This window comes from Streptomyces sp. VNUA24 (genome assembly GCF_029167005.1).
Taxonomy (GTDB): Bacteria; Actinomycetota; Actinomycetes; order Streptomycetales; family Streptomycetaceae; genus Streptomyces; species Streptomyces scabiei.
In genome coordinates, this window is the sequence record NZ_CP119143.1 from 7,725,007 (window position 1) to 7,740,520 (window position 15,514).

The window sequence follows — 15,514 nt, forward strand, 5'->3', positions numbered from 1 at the left end:
CCCGCACCCGGACCCGCACCCGCCCCCGCACCCGGACCCGCCCCCGGACCCGCGAGCCCGCCTCACCCGAAGAGGCGGGAATTCGGCGAAGCGCGCGTCCCGCCCGTGCCCGCTGCCTACCCTTCGGGGTTACAACAGCGCGTACGGGAACCACAACTGAGAGCGTGACCAGCATCGTGGGCGGATGGGAGTCGCGGCGCACTTCCGGTTTCCCGGCGGAGCTGACGAGCTTCGTGGGGCGACGGGACGAGGCCGCCGATGTCAGACGGTTGTTGTCGGCGGGCAGACTGCTGACCCTGACGGGGCCGGGCGGGGTGGGCAAGACCCGGCTCGCCGGGCATGTGGCGGGAGAGGCCGCGCGGGCCTTCCCGGACGGCGTGTGGCTCGTGCCCCTGGCCGCCCTGAGCGACGAGGCGTTCGTGCCGCACGCCGTGAACGACGCGCTCGGCGTGCGCAACGAGACCGTACGGCCCCCGCTGGAGATCCTCGTCGACCACCTGCGCGACCGGCGCCTGCTCATCGTGCTCGACAACTGCGAGCACCTGCTGCGCAGTTGCGCGGTCCTCGCCCAGGCCGTGCTGGCGGCCACCGAGGGGGTGCGGATCCTCGCCACCAGCCGACACCGGCTCGGTCTGGCCGGGGAACAGCTCTTCGAGGTGCCGCCGCTGCCCGCCCCCGCGCCGGAGGAACTGACCCCGTCGGCGGTCGAGTCCTTCCCCGCGCTCAGACTGTTCGCCGACCGGGCGGCGGCCGTGGTCCCCGGCTTCACCGTCGGGGAGGCGAACCAGCAGGCGGTGGCCCGGCTCTGCCGGCGCCTCGACGGACTGCCGCTCGCCATCGAACTGGCGGCGGTCCGGGTGCGCGCCCTCGGCGTCGACCAGCTCGTCGAACGCCTCGACGACCGCTACCAGCTCCTCACCTGCGGCAGCCCCACCTCCGCGCCCCGCCACCGCACCCTGCGCTCCGCCGTCGACTGGAGCCACGAACTGTGCACCCCCCAGGAGCAGTTGGTGTGGGCGTGGCTGTCCGTGTTCGTCGGCGGCTTCGATCTGGCCGCCGCCGAGGCCGTCTGCGCCGGAGAGGACGGCACCGGGGACAGGATCGCCCCGTGCGCCGTGCTGGACGCCGTCGCCGGGCTCGTCGACAAGTCGGTGCTGGTCCGGGAGGAGCACGCCGGGCAGGTCCGCTACCGGCTGCTGGTCTCCCTGCGCGACTACGGACTGGAGAAGCTGCACGACCTGGGCGAGGCCACCGACACCCGCCGCCGGCACCGCGACCACTTCGCGCGTCTCGGCGCCGAGTACGAGCAGGCGTGGTTCGGCCCCGACCAGGCGGAGATCACCGAACGCATCCGTATCGACCAGGACAACTTCCGTGCCGCGCTGGACTTCTGCCTCACCACCCCGGGCGAGGCCCAGCACGGGCTGCGGCTCGCCGCCGGCCTGTGGTTCCACTGGGTCGCGGGCGGCATCTGGGGCGAGGGCCGGCACTGGATGGACGGTGCCCTGCGGGCCGGGGCCCGGCCCGACGCCGGCCTGACCCGCGCCATGTGGGCGGGTGCCCTGACCTCACTGGTGCACAGCCGCTCCGCCGCCGTCCTCGCCGGCCTGGACCCGTTACGCAGCGCTGCCGCCGCCGACGCGGAACTCCCGGTGCCCGCGCCCCCGCCCGTGCCGGCCGGCGCCCTCGTCCCGTGCCGGGCCCGCGCCTCCACCGCCTTCGTCGTCCTCACCCGCGTCGAACTGGCCTGCTCCCTCGTCAGCCGGGGCCGCGCCGCGGACGCCATCCCGCTGTGCGCCGAGGCCGTCGCCCTGTGCGAGGCGCACGGGGAACAGTGGGCCCGTTCCTGGGCGCTGCGCACCCTCGCCCTCGCCCACTGGTCGGCCGGACAGTACGAACGCGCCGCCGAACACGCCCGCGCCTGCCTGCGGCTCCCCTACACCGTGAGTCAGCACCAGAGCCTCGCCCGCACCCTCGACCTGCTCGCCGCCGCCGAGGCCCTGGCGGGTGACGCCGAGCGGGCGGGTGTGCTGCGCGGCGCCGTCGACCGCATCTGGCACGACATCGGCGGCAACCCCATGGACGCCCTGCGCCCCGGCCGCCCCCGCGCGGCCGAGCACCACGCCCGCCGTGTCCTCGGCGACCAGGGCTACACCCTGGCCCACCGCCGGGGCGGCCGGCTGACCGCCGAGCAGGCGGTGGCGTACGCGCTCGGCGGGCCGGGGAAGGGCCGGGTGCCCGGCGCGCGCGAGGGGGAGGGGCCCGCCCCGGCCCCCCGCGTGCGGGCCGCCTCGACCGGGGGCGCGGGTGCCGCCCCGGCCGCCGGCCCCGTCGGCACGTCTCCGGCCCCGGGCGCCGGGCCCGCCGACCCCGTTCCCCTCACCCGCCGTGAACTCCAGGTCGCCGCCCTCGTCGCCCAGGGCCGTACCAACAAACAGATCGCCGACCACCTCGTCATCGCCCGCCGTACCGCCGAGGGGCACGTGGAGCGCATCCTGGTGAAGCTGGGCTTCCACAACCGCAGTCAGGTCGCGGCCTGGTTCAGCGCGCGGGCGGGACTGTAGCGGGCGGGGCCGTGGCGGAGGCCGGCAGGGGCACGGACAGGGTGGTCGACGTCCCCCGGGCGGTGCCGTGCACCCGGACCCGGCCGCCTCCGGCACCCGAGGCCGTGATCAGCGCCTCGGCGAGCCGCGGCCCGCGCGCCGCGCTCCGCCCCGCCGTGGGGCCGGGCCCGTGCTCCGTGACCTCGCAGCACAACGCGCCGTCCAGCGAACGGATGTCGACGGTTCCGGCGCCGCTCCCGTGCTCCACGGCGTCCGCCGCGATCTCCGCCACGGCCTGGACGAGGGCGCCCCGGACGGCGCCGGCGAGGCCGGTCCGGAGGCCGGCCTCCTCGACGAGCGAGCGCAGCAGGGGGAGGCCGGCCGCGTCGAACTCCGTCCGCAGCAGCGGAACCTCTCTCACCCGGCGCCTCCCCCGAGCCCGAGCCCGGTTCCTGCCCCGGCCCCCTCCCCGGCCCCCTCTCCGTCCGCCTCCACGCTGACCAGCAGCTGGGGCACCTCGCCGGCACCCAACTGCTCCAGCACCAGCCCCAGCAGCTCGCCGCAGCGCACGGTGACCTCGCTGCCGGCCGGGAGGGACGAGGCGAGGCTGATCAGCTGCCAGGCACAGTGCGCCTCCATGAAACACAGGTCGCGCAGGTCGAGGACGAGGTGGCTGGGGCCGGCGTCGTCACGGCGTTCCAGTGCCTCGCGCAGGGCCTCGACGAACTCGGTGCGCGTGCTCAGTTCGGCGCTGCCGGCGATCCGCCCGCCGTCGGGGGTCTCGGCGGCCTCCAGGGAGTCGAGGCGTTCCATGACCCGCAGCGGGTGGACCTTGCCGACGCGGGCCGTCACGTCGTCGTCGAAATGTCGCCGGTCGTACCAGCAGATCGCGGTGAACAGCGGGTCCGCGAACAGCGGTGCCACGGACGCCTCGTAGTCGAGCAGCCGGTCGTGGCCGAGGTTCATGCGGGGCGCCCAGCTCATGTCCGCGGTGACCCGCAGCCCCGTCCAGCCCTCCTCGCAGGCGCGGTCCACCTCGGAGGCGTAGGTGTCGATCGTGCGCCGCTCCCGGAAGCGGCCGTCGGGGGCGTAGATCTCCGTGCTGCGCTTGAGCGAGAGCTGACCGCCCGCCCGCGCGGCCACGACCTGTCCGCTGCCCCGGTCGAGGAGGGCGACCACCTCGTCGTCGCTCAGGTCGTCCGGGTCCATGACGAGCAGGACCTTCTCCCCGCGCGCCAGGCTGGTCCGGGTGTACGCGGTGAACACCTTCCAGGGCGACTGACCGGCCTCGTCCGGCGTCCCCGGTCCCATGCAGGCGTGGTCCCCCAGCCGCAGCCGCTCGACGGGCACGGTTCGCTCCGCGGGGTGCCGGGTCGTCATGGGGCTGCCCTTCCGTGAGATCACCACTCGGTACGGACAGTAGGCCCAGCGGTGCCCCTTACGGCCGAATGATCACCAATCTTCCGTTCGTGATGCCCTGGTGAGCGATCGCGGCGACATTCGACCGGTGGTGCACGTGAGTTGATGAGACGCGATCAGGTGCTGTCAGGCCGCTGCGGGACGGTGGCGGTCCGCTGCAACAACCCCCACGTGAACTCCGCGACACACTCCCGCCGCACCCCCTGTCCGTCGGGCGCGTGGAACCGCAGGCCCCACCGCGTGGGCGCCGTCCCCTCCAGCGGCCGTGCCGGCGCGAACGCCCGCGCGACCTCGTCCACCGTGCAGGACCACGGCGTCAGATCCTCCAGCGCGCGCGGCTCGGGCCCGGCCGCCCCCGGAGCCCGCACCAGCCACTCGTTCCACACCGCCCCGTTCGGCGCGAGCAGCACCTCGAAGCGGAGGTCGGCCCACAGCGGCACCGGCCACCGCCATGCCTCGCAGTCCAGGTCGCCGATCCTGCGGGCGGTGACGGACTCCGGCGCGCCCAGGACCGACCGGTAGCGGGACGCCGAGCCCCGCGCCCGGGGCGAGCGCACCATCGCCTGCCACCGCCGGTTCGCCTCCCGCATGTCCGCGACGGAGACGCCCAGCTCACGGCGGGCGTCCTCGACGAGTCCCGGGTTGTGGTCGGCCATGCGGCGCAGCAGGACGAGCTGGAAGTCCAGCGGGGTGAACGGACCGGAGGGCCTATCGGGGCCGGGGCGCTTCGCGGAGGACATGGGGTCCATCGTGGCCCACGGCACCGGAGGCGGCCCGGCGGCCATCGGCCCGCTCACCCGGGCGGCGCCCGTCCGGCAGGAACAGCACCGAGTTGACGTACCGCCCGGCGAGCGGCAGGACACGCCGGAGCAGCCCCTGGGACGCCCGGTGCGAGGTGCGCGCCTGGTGGGCCTCCAGGGTGGCCGGGACGAGGGGCAGCCAGGTCCCGGCGGGCAGGACCCAGCCGGCGTAGCCGAGTCCGGCCAGGAGGTCGACGACCGGGGCGATCGGCTGGATACGGGCCTCCAGTTCGACGAAGAGGGCCGGACGGTCCCGGGCCAGCAGGCCCGACGCGCCGCGCAGGACGGCCAGTTCGTTGCCGTCGACGTCGATCTTGACGAAGCCGACGTCCGTCAGGCCGAGCCCGTCGAGGGTGACGCAGTCGACGTCCAGCGCGCGGGCGTGGATGTCCCGGCGCACCAGGGAGGACACCCCGCGGCCGCCGTCGTCGCCGGACGGCAGCCACAGGCGGGCCGTGCGCGGGCCGTCCGAGGCGGCGGCCTGGACCACCCGGACGTTGGCGGGCGCCGACGCGGCGAGCAGCCGGGCCAGCCGGGGCGCGGGCTCCACGGTCACCACCCGCGCCGCCCGCGCCGCCAGCCGGTGGGTCCAGGGGCCGTACCAGCCGCCGACGTCCACCGCCGTACCGCAGTCCGGCGGGCACAGGTCGCCGAGCCGTTTCAGCTCCGGCTCGAAGCGCGGGTAGACGGACCGGGCGGCCGCGGCGACCAGCCGGTCCGGGAGGAGCGGCGCCAGCCGTGCGGCGAGTGTGGTCATGAACCCGTCCTCCTCAGCAGCAGCGCGGAGAGTCTCTCGTGTTCGTCCTCGGTCACCTGTTCGCCCGAGGACGGCAGCAGCTGCGGAATGCCGTCGACGATCGGGTAACGGCGGTGCAGGCGCGGGTTGTAGAGCGACTCGGGCGCGTCGGTGGCGCCGGTCCGCTCCTCCTTCTCCTCCTCGTGGACCACCAGGTGCAGTGGGCCCTTGTCCAGCGGGCACGCCAGGATCTGGAGCAACGGGTCGTCGGGATTCATGGAGGAGTCAACTCCTTGGCCGGTGAAGGGTCGTGGGGCGCCGGGGGCGCCGGGGTGTCGTGCTTGGGCATGCTCAGCAGGACGGCGACCGCCAGCACGGTGCCGGACAGCCGCAGGGTCAGCCGCAGTGGATCGCCGGGCAGCGACTCGCCGAACGACAGCGTGCCGAGCACCGCCGTGAACAGGGAGGTCACCGTCGTACAGACCGGCACGATCAGCGAGGCCCGGCAGCGCTGCAGCGCCGCCTGCGACATCACCAGCCCGAACGCGCCGGTGACGAGCAGGAGGTAGGGGTACGGGGAGCGCAGCAGGCCCGCCACCGCCTCCCCGAACCCGTCGGTGGTCAGCCGGCTGGACACGCCCTTGATCGCCAGCGAGCTGACGCCGTACAGCAGGCCCACGGCCACGCCGTACTCGACGCCCGTGGTCGGCAGCCGGTGCCGGTGCCGGGCGCGCCGCTCGGCGGACCGGTACAGCCCGACCCCGGCCGCGAGCGCGGGCAGGCAGATCGTCAGGACCAGCGCGTACGGCGCCCGGTGGCCGACGGTGTCGGTGTTCTCGTCCAGCGACAGCACCACCATCAGCAGCGCGGCGAGGATGGCCCCGAGGGCGAACCGCTCCCGGCCCGTGGTCCGCTCGCCGAGCAGGCGTGCCGAGAGCAGGACCAGCAGGACCAGCCCCGACACGAAGATGCCCTGGGCGGCGGCGATCGGCAGGGTCCGGTACACGGCCAGCTGGGCGGCGAACCCGGCGGCCAGCGACAGCGAACCGGCGATCCACAGCGGGCTGCCGACGACCTGCCGCAGCAGGTGCACCGGGGCGCGGACCGTCACCTGCGGCATGGCGGTGAGCGCCCGTTTCTCCAGGACGAACCCGGTGCTGTAGAGCGCGTTCGCCAGCAGGGCCGCGGCCACTCCCCACCACATCGCCTACGTCCTTCGCGCGTGCAGCAGCAGGATCGACGCCACCGACGGGGCGGCGCAGGCCAGGCGGTCCAGTGGCCGCAGCGGGCGCGGTACGCCGTGGAAGGGCGCCCCGCGCAGCCGGACGACGTCGAAGCCGGACGCGGCCACGAACTCCCGCAGCGCGCGGGCGGTGTAGAGCCGCAGATGGCCCACGACCTCCTTTCCCGGGCGGCCGTGGATGCCGCGCAGGCTCACCTCGGAGAACACCGGCTGGACGCCCGCGAGCAGCAGGGCGCGGTTGTACCAGGCGGCGAGGTTGGGGGTCGACAGCATGAGGTGGCCGCCGGGGCGCAGGACGCGGCGGATCTCGTCGAGGGCGGCGTCCGGGTCGACCAGGTGCTCGATGACCTCGCTGAACAGGACGGCGTCGGCGGACTCCGCCCGCAACGGCAGTCCGCCGTCGGTGAGTTCGCCGCGGATCGCGTAGGGGATGCGGGTGCGGGCCCGTCTGAGGGCGTCCTGGGACCAGTCGACGCCGATGACGCGGTGGCCGGTGAGGAGCGGGGCGGCGGTGGCGGCGGCCGTGCCGTCGCCGCAGCCGATGTCGAGGACGGTACGGGGGCCCGTCGTGGCCGCCGGGCCGAGGGCGGCGGCGAGCATACGGGCCTGGGCGAGGCTGCGGGGGGTGCCGGAGGCGACGGGCACGGACGGGTCCTCGTAGAAGTCCCGCAGTCCCCGCACGGGCGGCTCGGCCGAGGTGGTGGGCGAGGTGGCCGGTGTCACCGGGCGTCCTCCTGCGTCGCGTGCAGATAGTGCTCGAAGAGGTCCCGGAGGTGGGCTCCGTCGCCGTGGCCGAGCAGGGCGCGGGACCAGCGCAGGGCCACGTGCAGGCGGCCCGCCGTGGAGGCGGTGGTGACGGTGAGGCCGCGGGGCATGCGGGCGGGGGCCGAGAACCACACGGCGTGGGCGCGGCCGGCCTCCTCGCCGAAGTCGAGGGCGTAGGGGATGCGGCCGATGTTGCTGAGCAGGGTGGTCGAGGTCCAGGGGCCCGCGGCTCTGCGCAGGCCCCGGGTGAGGGCCGCCCGCCAGGCGACGGGGACCACGGGGGCGGTCAACAGGGAGGCGCCGTGCCCGAGTTGGGGCCTCGGGAGGGACTTCAGGGCGCGGGTGCGTTCGGCCGTGCGGCGCAGCAGGAGGGGCAGCGGGGTGTGCTCGGGGTGCAACTCGGCGGGGGAGAAGGGGACTTCGACCAGACGGGTGCCGTTGCCTATCGCCATGTCCGTGTCCCGCGGGCGGTCGTCCACGGGCATGGTGATGCGCAGGGGCCGGGGGTGGGCGCCGTGTTCCCGGTTCCAGTGGGCGAGCGTCAGGGCCGTGGTGACCATGAGCTGGTCGTTCACGGTGTAGAGGGCGCCCTTCGGGCGGCGGGGCACGGGCAGTTCGGTGACGAGCAGCCCGTTGCCGGGCGAGGGCTCGGGGGTGCCGGCGGCGACCCGGGCCGGGCGGGCCCAGGGGGAGGGGGTGTCCGCGCCGGGCGCGGCCGGTTCGTCGGGGGTGGGGGCGGGGCGGACGGGCGGGGCCGTGGGGGCGTTGTCCTCGCCGCCGTAGAGCTGGGCCGCGGTGGCGAGGATCCGCAGACAGGCCGGGCCGTCGAGCGCGGTGTGGTTGACGGTGAGGAAGAGGACGGTGCCCTTCGGTTCTCCGAGGGCCGCCGTCGGGCCCGCCCCGGCCGGGGCGGGCCCGGCCTCCCCGGCGGCGGGGCGGCCCGCGGTGAGGCCGACGGCGTCGGTCGCCTCGCTGCCCACCGCGGGCCCCGCGCCCCGGACCACCTCCAGGCGGATCGGCGGCGACAGTGTCAGCGGGGGCGCCTCGACCAGGGATCTCGTCCGCGCGTCCCGCAGCGCGTGCGGGCCGGCGGGCGGGAAGGCCACCACCTCGACGTCCGGTCCCTCGGTCAGCTCCCACTCGTAGCGGCGGCTCCACCACCGCCCCGGCGCCTCCCGCATGAGGATGCGGGGGTGGGCGCGCAGGGCGGTGTCGAAGGCGGTGCGGAGCCGGCCGGGGTCGAGCCGGCCGGGGAGGTGGACCTCGATGTGGACGGTCTCGGGCTCCTGCTCCTGGGCGCAGTGCCGGGACACCTCGTCGACCACCGGGAAGGGGATGCGGACGGGTCCGGGGGCGGCGTCGTCCCGCGCGGGGTGGTCCAGCGTCGTCATACGGGCCCTCCCTTGCCGGTGCCGCCGCTCCCCGCGGGGCCGCCGCCCTCCGGCGACGGCTCGGACCTCGGCGGCGTCTCGGACTTCGGCGTCTCGGACTTCGGCGCCTCGGACGTCCGCTTGGTGAACGCGATCCGCCGGGTCGGGGTGTCCGGGTCCTCCTGCGGGGAGCCCGGCCCGCGCGCCGAGATCGTCGGACCGGCCACGGACCCGCCGCCCGCGGCCCCGCCCGGCCCGCCGTTCGGTGTCGCGTCCACCCGCCTGCGCTGCGGCAACGGTTCCGTGGGCGCCCCCGGCGGGACCGCGAACCGCCGTGTGGTGCCGGGCCGGTCCGGGGCGCCCTCCACCGCGTCCCCCAGGGTCACCAGTGCGGCGAACAGTCCGGTCAGGGCGAGGAGTTGGGCGACATGGCCGAACGCGCCCCCGCCCGCCGCGACCGGCTCTCCCGCCCCGAGGGCGGCGGCGACCCCCGCGCCCGCCAGGGCGAGGAAGGCGATCGGCACGAGCAGGCTGTGCCTCCTGCGGGCGAGCATGGCCAGCAGCGGGACGAGGAGGGCGAGGAAGCCCGCGACGACGATGCCGACGAGGGTGAGGGCGACCACGCCGAGCCAGAGGCCGGGGCCGGGCGGCGCCGGCTGCGGCGCGTCGGGGTTGGCCTCCCGGCGGCGCCACAGGGCCAGCCCGATCAGGGCGGCGAGGCCCACCCCGGCACCGATCAGTCCGGCCTCGTACGTCACGGACGGCTCGTAGGACAGCTTGACCGTGCCGCCCGCGCCACCGGGGACGCGCCAGCCCTGCTGCCAGCCGTCGAGCCGCACGGGGGTCAGCTCACGGCCGCCCAGGGTGGCCTTCCAGCCCTCGTTGAAGTTCTCGTAGGTGGTCAGATAGGAGGCCGCGCCGTCGCCGACGGTGACCTCCCGGCGGTCGCCGAGCCAGTCACGTATGCCCAACTCCCGCCCGCTGACCGCGGGTTCGGCGATCGAGCCGCGGGTGAGGGTCGCGGTGGCGACCGCCAGGGCGCCCGTGTCCTCGGACTCGAAGGTGTGGCGGTCGTCCGCGCCGAGTTCCAGCGCGCCGCCCGCCTTGCCGTTCTGGCAGAGCGTCAGATCGACCGGCCGCCGCTCCGTCAGGTCCTGGACCGTGCCCCGGGCGCTCGTCTCGTACAGCGTTCCGTCGACCTCGACCGTGGGGCCCTTGCCGCACGGCAGCTCGAAGTCCCTGGTTGGGGCGGGCTGCGGGGTGCGGAACTGGTCGAGGGCCGGGATGTACGCCTCCGTCAGGCCGACCGGGAGCTGCAGGTCCTCGTCGGCGACCGGGTTGTGGAGGGTCAGCGGGGCCGTCTCGGTGACGGTGATGTCGAGCCGGTCGGTGGTGATCGGGTCGAAGCGGACCCAGCCGTTCTCGTCGACACCGGCGACGGCGGCACCGTCCGGGGAGCTGATCTCGACCTGGGTGGGCCGGGCCGACAGGCCGCCCGCCGGGGCCAGGACCAGCGAGCCGACCGGCCACTTGTCGGCCCAGGCGAGGTGGATCGTGGGGTCGTCGCCCGCGATCCACGCCGTGGTCAGGTCGCCGTCGGTCAGGTTGCGCGGCGAGAGCCCGGCCCCGAGGGAGGCCGTGGACTCGGCGCTCGCCCGGATCTGGGTCTGCTGCTCGGGGGCGACCTCGTACAGCAGCTTGTCGAGCGCGTCGCCCGGCACGGGCACGGCCGTCGCCCTCACCTCGTACGTCCCCGCCGTGGCGGTGCCGAAGGTGCGGTGCAGCCCCGGCTCCGTGCCCGTGGGGGAGAGGCCGGTCGGGTCGGCCGCGCGGGACAGCGAGACCACCTCGGCCGAGGCGGCCGTGGTGTCGGGGCCCTGGGCGTCCGTCGGCAGCCGCAGCATCCGGGTGACCTTGACGCCGGGCAGGTCGATCTCGGAGAAGCCGGCGCCGACGAGGCCGGTGTGCCGCTCCGCCGAGTCGAGGATTGTGATCTTCAGCCATTTCGTGTCGCCGGGGGCGGCACGGACGGTCTGCGTCGAGCCGTCGGCCTGGAGGTTCGTGGAGCGGGAGCCCCGCTCGGTCTCCACCCTGATCCGGGTCGGCGCCGACCGTACGCCGTCCTGCGGCAGCGGGGTGACCTCGAAGGTCGACGGGACGTCCTGGCCGCCGTCGAAGTCGATCCGCAGCCACTGCCCGTCCGCCGAGCCGGGCGCGCCCTCCGCCCAGGCGGTGTTCCGGTCGCCGTCGAAGGCGTTCACCGGGTCGTACTGCGGCAGGTGGAACAGCCAGTTGCCGCTGGTCGAGGCGGTCACCGCCTTGGCACCACGCAGCTCGGCCACCGTCTGGTGGTCCAGGCCCGACACCGGCAGGATCTGCTTCGGCTTCGCCCCGGGGTCCTGCACGCTCCCGCTCGGGTTCCGCTCGTCCGCCGTGTACGTGTACGACGTGTTGGCGTTGACCAGGCCGAAGCGGGTGTCCGCCCGGCGCAGCCCGTCACCGACCACCTGCACGGCCGGGGTGCCGAGCCCGGGGTGGTTGTCGCCGGTCAGCACGGTGGCCCGGTCGCGCAGCTCCGGGTCGGCGGCCAGCGGCAGCAGCGACTCGGGGCCGCCGGAGACGACGGCCGTGTCGGCGATCGCCTTCAGCCCGGCCTGCCCGGGGCGCGGCACGTCCTGGGCCGGGCGGTAGATCTCCACGGCCCGCTGCCGCGCGTACAACCCTTCGACCTGCAGCGGGGTGTTCTCGGCGATCCGTCCGCCGGTCATCACCGGACCGAGCCCGGTCACCCGCTCGTACCCGGACTGCTCCAGGGTCCGCTTCACGGTCGTGGTCGGCACCGCGCCGATCTGGTCGGGGTCGAGGTCGTTGCGGACGACGACGTAGTAGAGGCCCGCCCGGCTCAGGTAGTCGCCGAGTCCCGGCACTTCACCGCCCGTGAGCAGCGCCTGCTCGACGGCGTCCATCGCGCGCCGGTTGCCGGGGGTCCCGAAGGGGACGTAGTCGCGCTGCGCCCAGCGGGAGTCGGCGAGGACGTCCAGGGGCTGGTCGACGGTGGTGCCCCAGGTGTACATGCCGTGCGCGGTGGCCGGCACGACCAGGGCGCGGGAGTCCGGCGAGTACTTCTCCAGCCAGTCCGCCGTCGCCTGCCAGTACGTGGGCAGCTTCCTGAACGAACCCGGCTGCAGCACCGACCCGTTGAGATACGGCCACAGCAGCCCGGGTACGACGAGGACGGCCGCGGCCAGCGGGGCGAACCGCCGCCCCCGCACCCGCCGGGCACCCCGCGCCTGCGCGGCCACGCCCACCAGGTGCGCGAGCCCGAGGACGAGCGCCAGCGCTAGCCCCGTCTGGAACTTGTAGATGTTCCGGAAGGGCACCAGCCCCCCGTTCAGCCAGTCCTGGACCACCCCGTGGAAGGGCGCCCCGAACGCGCCGCCGTACCCGGCCAGGGTGAACAGCGCGACCACCAGCACGGTCAGCACCAGCCACCGGCGCTCGGGCATGTCCCGCCGCGCCAGTCCGGCCAGGCCCAGCCCCGCCGCGAGCGCCGACGACAGGATCACGACGACCGACGCGGCGACGGACCAGCCGGCCGGCAGCCAGGGCTCACCGAAGTGCAGATAGCCCACCCAGTTCCCGGCACCGCGCAGTGCCTCGGTGGCGGACATCGTGGCGGTGGTGGTCTGTGAACTCTCCACGTAGGGAAGGAAGTTCTCCCCGTAGAAGCCGAGCAGCAGCAGCGGGACCACCCACCAGGCGGTCGCCAGCAGCACTCCCGGGACCCACCAGGCGATCAGCCCGCGCTGCCGGGGCCCGGGCGTCCGGGTGAGCAGATACAGCCCGACCGGCAGCAGCGAGGCCAGGGTCGCGGAGGCGTTGACCCCGCCCATGAAGGGGATGACGAGCGCCGACCGCAGGGCCGCCACCCGGGCGCTGTACCGCTCGTTCGTCAGCGGCAGCAGCACCCACGGCAGGAACGCCCCCGGCAGCGCGGCGGCCGAGGTCGACCCCACGACCGTCGTGAACACGGGCCACAGCGCGTAGGCGCCGGCGGCGAGCAGCCTCGACGCGGAGCTTCCGACCCCCAGCCGTTCGGCCAGCCGCAGCGCGCCCCAGAAGGCCACCGACACGATCAGCGACAGCCACAGCCGCTCCGCCAGCCACACCGGCAGCCCGACCAGATCGGTCAGCCCGTAGTACGGCAGCATCGGCCACAGATAGCCGACGTACTGGTCCTGGATGCCGCCGAACCCGCCCCGGTCGTGCCACAGCTGGCCGAGGTCGGAGACGAACTGCCAGGGATCGACGGTGACCCCGAGCTTGGTGTCGAAGGTCTGCCGCCCCGGCTGCGCCGCGACCAGCAGGACGAACACCACGGCCCAGAATCCCAGCAGCCAGCGCCGCGACCGAGGGCCCTCGGGGGGTCCCTCGGTCGTGCCCGCGGGCCGCACCGGCGCGGGGGGTGGAGCCTGGACCGTGCTCGTCATGGTGGACACCGCCGGAGGATGAGGAGGAGGTTCCAGGTGGCGAACTCACGCAGTCCCGGCGCCTTCACGACGGTCTCCGCGAGAAACGGCCAGTAGCGGGAGCGCGCCGACACGACCGTCACGTCGTCCCGGCCGCGCACCTGCCGCAGAGTGCGTCCGATGTGCACGGCGAAGAGGTTCTCGCCGAGGGTGTGCTTGGCGTCCCTGCCGGTACGGCGCCGGTAGCGGGCCCGCGCCCGTCCGGCTCCCAGGTAGTGCCAGGGCGCCCATTCGTGCCCGCCCCAGGGGGAGAGCCAGTTCGTGAACGACACGTAGATCAGCCCGCCGGGCCGGGTGACCCGCGCGAGTTCGCTGAGGAACGTCGGCGGATCGGCGACGTGCTCCAGCACGTTGGAGGTGAACGTGACGTCCGCGACCCCGTCGGCCAGGGGGAGGAGGTACCCGTCGGCGACCACGGCCCCGTCGGGTGGCTTCGTCCCCAGCTCCCGCAGATCCGGCTCGAAGAGGTACGCCTGGGCGCCCCGCCGCCGGAATTCCTCGGTGAAGTACCCGCTGCCACCGCCGACATCGACGACGGTGAGTCCGTTCACCGGCCTGCCCCCGTACGCCTCGACCTGGTCGACGGCGTCACGGGCCAGCAGCGCGTAGCAGTATGCGGGATCGTCCTGCTCCCGCATGAAGGCCCGGAAGAGGGCGAGCGACCGCCGAAACGAGGGGTCCTTGAAAGCCGCCGGTCCACTCAAGGGGCGCGGGGCTGTGACAGGGGCGGCTCCGCCGCGTGGGCGCGACAGGCCACGATGCACCCGCACGCGCCAACGCACCCTGGCGGCACCCCATTTGGCGCTCGGCCCCGCCTTCACGGAGTCCAACCCCTCACCGCCTCGGAGGCCACCGCCCTGAACTGCCGCACCGTGCGATCCCACCGGTAGTGCGCGGCGCGCTCCCGCGCGGCCTTCCCCATCAGCACCCGCCGGTCGGTCGACAGCGCCAGCGCGCACCACGCCGCGGCGAAGGAGGACTCCCCCCGGGCCAGCACGCCCGTCTCCCCGTCCACGACGGAGTCCCGCAGCCCGGGCACGTCGAAGGCCACCGACGGCGTCTCCCGTACGGCCGCCTCCGTGACGACCAGCCCCCACCCCTCCACGGCCGAGGGGTGCAGCAGCAGCCAGGCCGCGCACAGCAGCCGGTGCTTCTCCTGCTCGGACACGTGCCCGGCGAACTCGACCCCGGCCCCGGCCATCGCCCGCAGCCGCTCCCGTTCGGGTCCGTCACCGACGATCACGAGCCGTCCGCCCGTGACCGGCCGCACCCGTTCCCACAGCCGCAGCAGCAGATCGATCCGCTTGTACTCGACCAGCCGGCCCACCGCCACGAACAGCGGCTCGGCCGACCGTTCGGCGCGCGGCCCCGGCTCCTCGACCCCGTTGTGCACGACCCGTATCCGGTCCCGTTCCACACCGAGCGAGCGGAGCGCGGTCGCCGTCGACGAGGAGACGGCGACCAGCAGGTTCCGGCGCTGCGCGGCCGTCAGCGACCAGTGTTCGAGGCGGCGGCCGAGCCGTGCGGCCGGCGCCAGCGGGCCGCCGAACCGCAACTGCCACAGATCCGTGTGCACATGGTTGACCAGGCACATCGTCGGGCCGGGGTGCCAGAGCGGGGCGAGGTAGGGCATGCCGTTGCACACCTCGACCAGCAGATCGCAGTCGCCGACCTGGCGGGCGAACGCCGATCTGGCGCGCAGATGGTGGCTCAGGTCGCCGCCGGCCGACACGACCCGGTAGTCGCGGTAGGCCGCCGGGCCGCCGCACAGCAGGGTGACCTGGTGACCGAGCCGGGTCAGGCCGTCGGCGAGCCGGTCGACGAGGAGCTCGGAGCCCCCCGCCGCCGGATTACCGAGGTCACGGCGGGCGAGAAAGACGATCCGGCGCGGCTGTGGGGGGCTTGCCGACCGGTGCCGGTCGAGGTGCGGAAACACCTCGACCAGCGAGAACGGCACGTGCTGGGGCATGGGTGCTCCAACTCGTCTCGGGGTGCGGAACTCAGCGGGGAGAAGGACGTTCGCCGTGGGGGATGTTCCGGTGGGGCGGGGGGTCCGGGTGGGTCGTGCGGGGTGCGCGTGCCTCGGAGGTGCTCGGACGTACGGGGGTC

12 protein-coding genes are annotated in these 15,514 nt (G+C 74.9%); 1 reads left to right on the forward strand and 11 read right to left on the reverse strand.

All coding sequences use genetic code 11. The features are described 5' to 3' along the window. Window positions 1-164: 164 nt before the first annotated feature. The gene (locus PYR72_RS33095) at window positions 165-2,564 is read left to right on the forward strand and encodes a LuxR C-terminal-related transcriptional regulator (protein ID WP_275458690.1); all 2,400 of its coding nucleotides are present in this window, start codon (window positions 165-167) and stop codon (window positions 2,562-2,564) included. On the opposite strand, the gene PYR72_RS33100 is transcribed toward PYR72_RS33095, so the two are convergent. The 11 genes from PYR72_RS33100 to PYR72_RS33150 all read right to left on the reverse strand — a co-directional run bounded on the left by PYR72_RS33100 (window position 2,542) and on the right by PYR72_RS33150 (window position 15,374). Then, the gene (locus PYR72_RS33100; protein ID WP_275458691.1) at window positions 2,542-2,964 is read right to left on the reverse strand and encodes an ATP-binding protein; all 423 of its coding nucleotides are present in this window, start codon (window positions 2,962-2,964) and stop codon (window positions 2,542-2,544) included. The two genes, PYR72_RS33095 and PYR72_RS33100, sit on opposite strands and share 23 nt — an antisense overlap. After that, a complete protein-coding gene (locus tag PYR72_RS33105) occupies window positions 2,961-3,923 on the reverse strand; it encodes an MEDS domain-containing protein (protein ID WP_275458692.1) in 963 nt (320 codons plus the stop codon). The genes PYR72_RS33100 and PYR72_RS33105 overlap by 4 nt, the downstream gene beginning before the upstream one ends. 155 nt (window positions 3,924-4,078) lie before the next feature. Beyond that, entirely contained in the window at window positions 4,079-4,702 is a 624-nt protein-coding gene (locus PYR72_RS33110; RefSeq protein ID WP_275458693.1) for a hypothetical protein, read from the reverse strand. Then, window positions 4,671-5,519, reverse strand: coding sequence for an FkbM family methyltransferase (locus tag PYR72_RS33115; RefSeq protein WP_275458694.1), 849 nt, complete (start codon window positions 5,517-5,519; stop codon window positions 4,671-4,673). The genes PYR72_RS33110 and PYR72_RS33115 overlap by 32 nt, the downstream gene beginning before the upstream one ends. Beyond that, window positions 5,516-5,776, reverse strand: coding sequence for a Trm112 family protein (locus PYR72_RS33120; RefSeq protein WP_275458695.1), 261 nt, complete (start codon window positions 5,774-5,776; stop codon window positions 5,516-5,518). The genes PYR72_RS33115 and PYR72_RS33120 overlap by 4 nt, the downstream gene beginning before the upstream one ends. Further along, window positions 5,773-6,690: a hypothetical protein gene (locus tag PYR72_RS33125; RefSeq protein ID WP_275460588.1), complete on the reverse strand. Its 918-nt coding sequence runs from the start codon at window positions 6,688-6,690 to the stop codon at window positions 5,773-5,775. The genes PYR72_RS33120 and PYR72_RS33125 overlap by 4 nt, the downstream gene beginning before the upstream one ends. A gap of 15 nt (window positions 6,691-6,705) precedes the next feature. Next, entirely contained in the window at window positions 6,706-7,464 is a 759-nt protein-coding gene (locus tag PYR72_RS33130) for a class I SAM-dependent methyltransferase (protein WP_275458696.1), read from the reverse strand. After that, entirely contained in the window at window positions 7,461-8,897 is a 1,437-nt protein-coding gene (locus tag PYR72_RS33135; RefSeq protein ID WP_275458697.1) for a condensation protein, read from the reverse strand. The genes PYR72_RS33130 and PYR72_RS33135 overlap by 4 nt, the downstream gene beginning before the upstream one ends. After that, a complete protein-coding gene (locus tag PYR72_RS33140) occupies window positions 8,894-13,366 on the reverse strand; it encodes an alpha-(1->3)-arabinofuranosyltransferase family protein (RefSeq protein WP_275460589.1) in 4,473 nt (1,490 codons plus the stop codon). The genes PYR72_RS33135 and PYR72_RS33140 overlap by 4 nt, the downstream gene beginning before the upstream one ends. Next, window positions 13,363-14,043 (reverse strand): class I SAM-dependent methyltransferase, encoded by a 681-nt coding sequence (locus PYR72_RS33145; RefSeq protein ID WP_275458698.1) that lies wholly within the window; start codon window positions 14,041-14,043, stop codon window positions 13,363-13,365. Before PYR72_RS33145 ends, PYR72_RS33140 begins: the two co-directional genes overlap by 4 nt. A 179-nt stretch (window positions 14,044-14,222) precedes the next feature. After that, window positions 14,223-15,374 (reverse strand): glycosyltransferase family 4 protein, encoded by a 1,152-nt coding sequence (locus tag PYR72_RS33150; RefSeq protein WP_275458699.1) that lies wholly within the window; start codon window positions 15,372-15,374, stop codon window positions 14,223-14,225. Between the last annotated feature and the right edge of the window lie 140 nt (window positions 15,375-15,514).

Excerpts from the sequence above, each read along its gene's own strand:
- PYR72_RS33105 (WP_275458692.1), bottom strand. The coding sequence starts at position 3,923 with ATGACGACCCGGCACCCCGCGGAGCGAACCGTGCCCGTCGAGCGGCTG.
- PYR72_RS33110 (WP_275458693.1), bottom strand. The coding sequence starts at position 4,702 with ATGTCCTCCGCGAAGCGCCCCGGCCCCGATAGGCCCTCCGGTCCGTTC.
- PYR72_RS33115 (WP_275458694.1), bottom strand. The coding sequence starts at position 5,519 with ATGACCACACTCGCCGCACGGCTGGCGCCGCTCCTCCCGGACCGGCTG.
- PYR72_RS33120 (WP_275458695.1), bottom strand. The coding sequence starts at position 5,776 with ATGAATCCCGACGACCCGTTGCTCCAGATCCTGGCGTGCCCGCTGGAC.
- PYR72_RS33135 (WP_275458697.1), bottom strand. The coding sequence starts at position 8,897 with ATGACGACGCTGGACCACCCCGCGCGGGACGACGCCGCCCCCGGACCC.
- PYR72_RS33140 (WP_275460589.1), bottom strand. The coding sequence starts at position 13,366 with ATGACGAGCACGGTCCAGGCTCCACCCCCCGCGCCGGTGCGGCCCGCG.
- PYR72_RS33145 (WP_275458698.1), bottom strand. The coding sequence starts at position 14,043 with ATGCGGGAGCAGGACGATCCCGCATACTGCTACGCGCTGCTGGCCCGT.
- PYR72_RS33150 (WP_275458699.1), bottom strand. The coding sequence starts at position 15,374 with ATGCCCCAGCACGTGCCGTTCTCGCTGGTCGAGGTGTTTCCGCACCTC.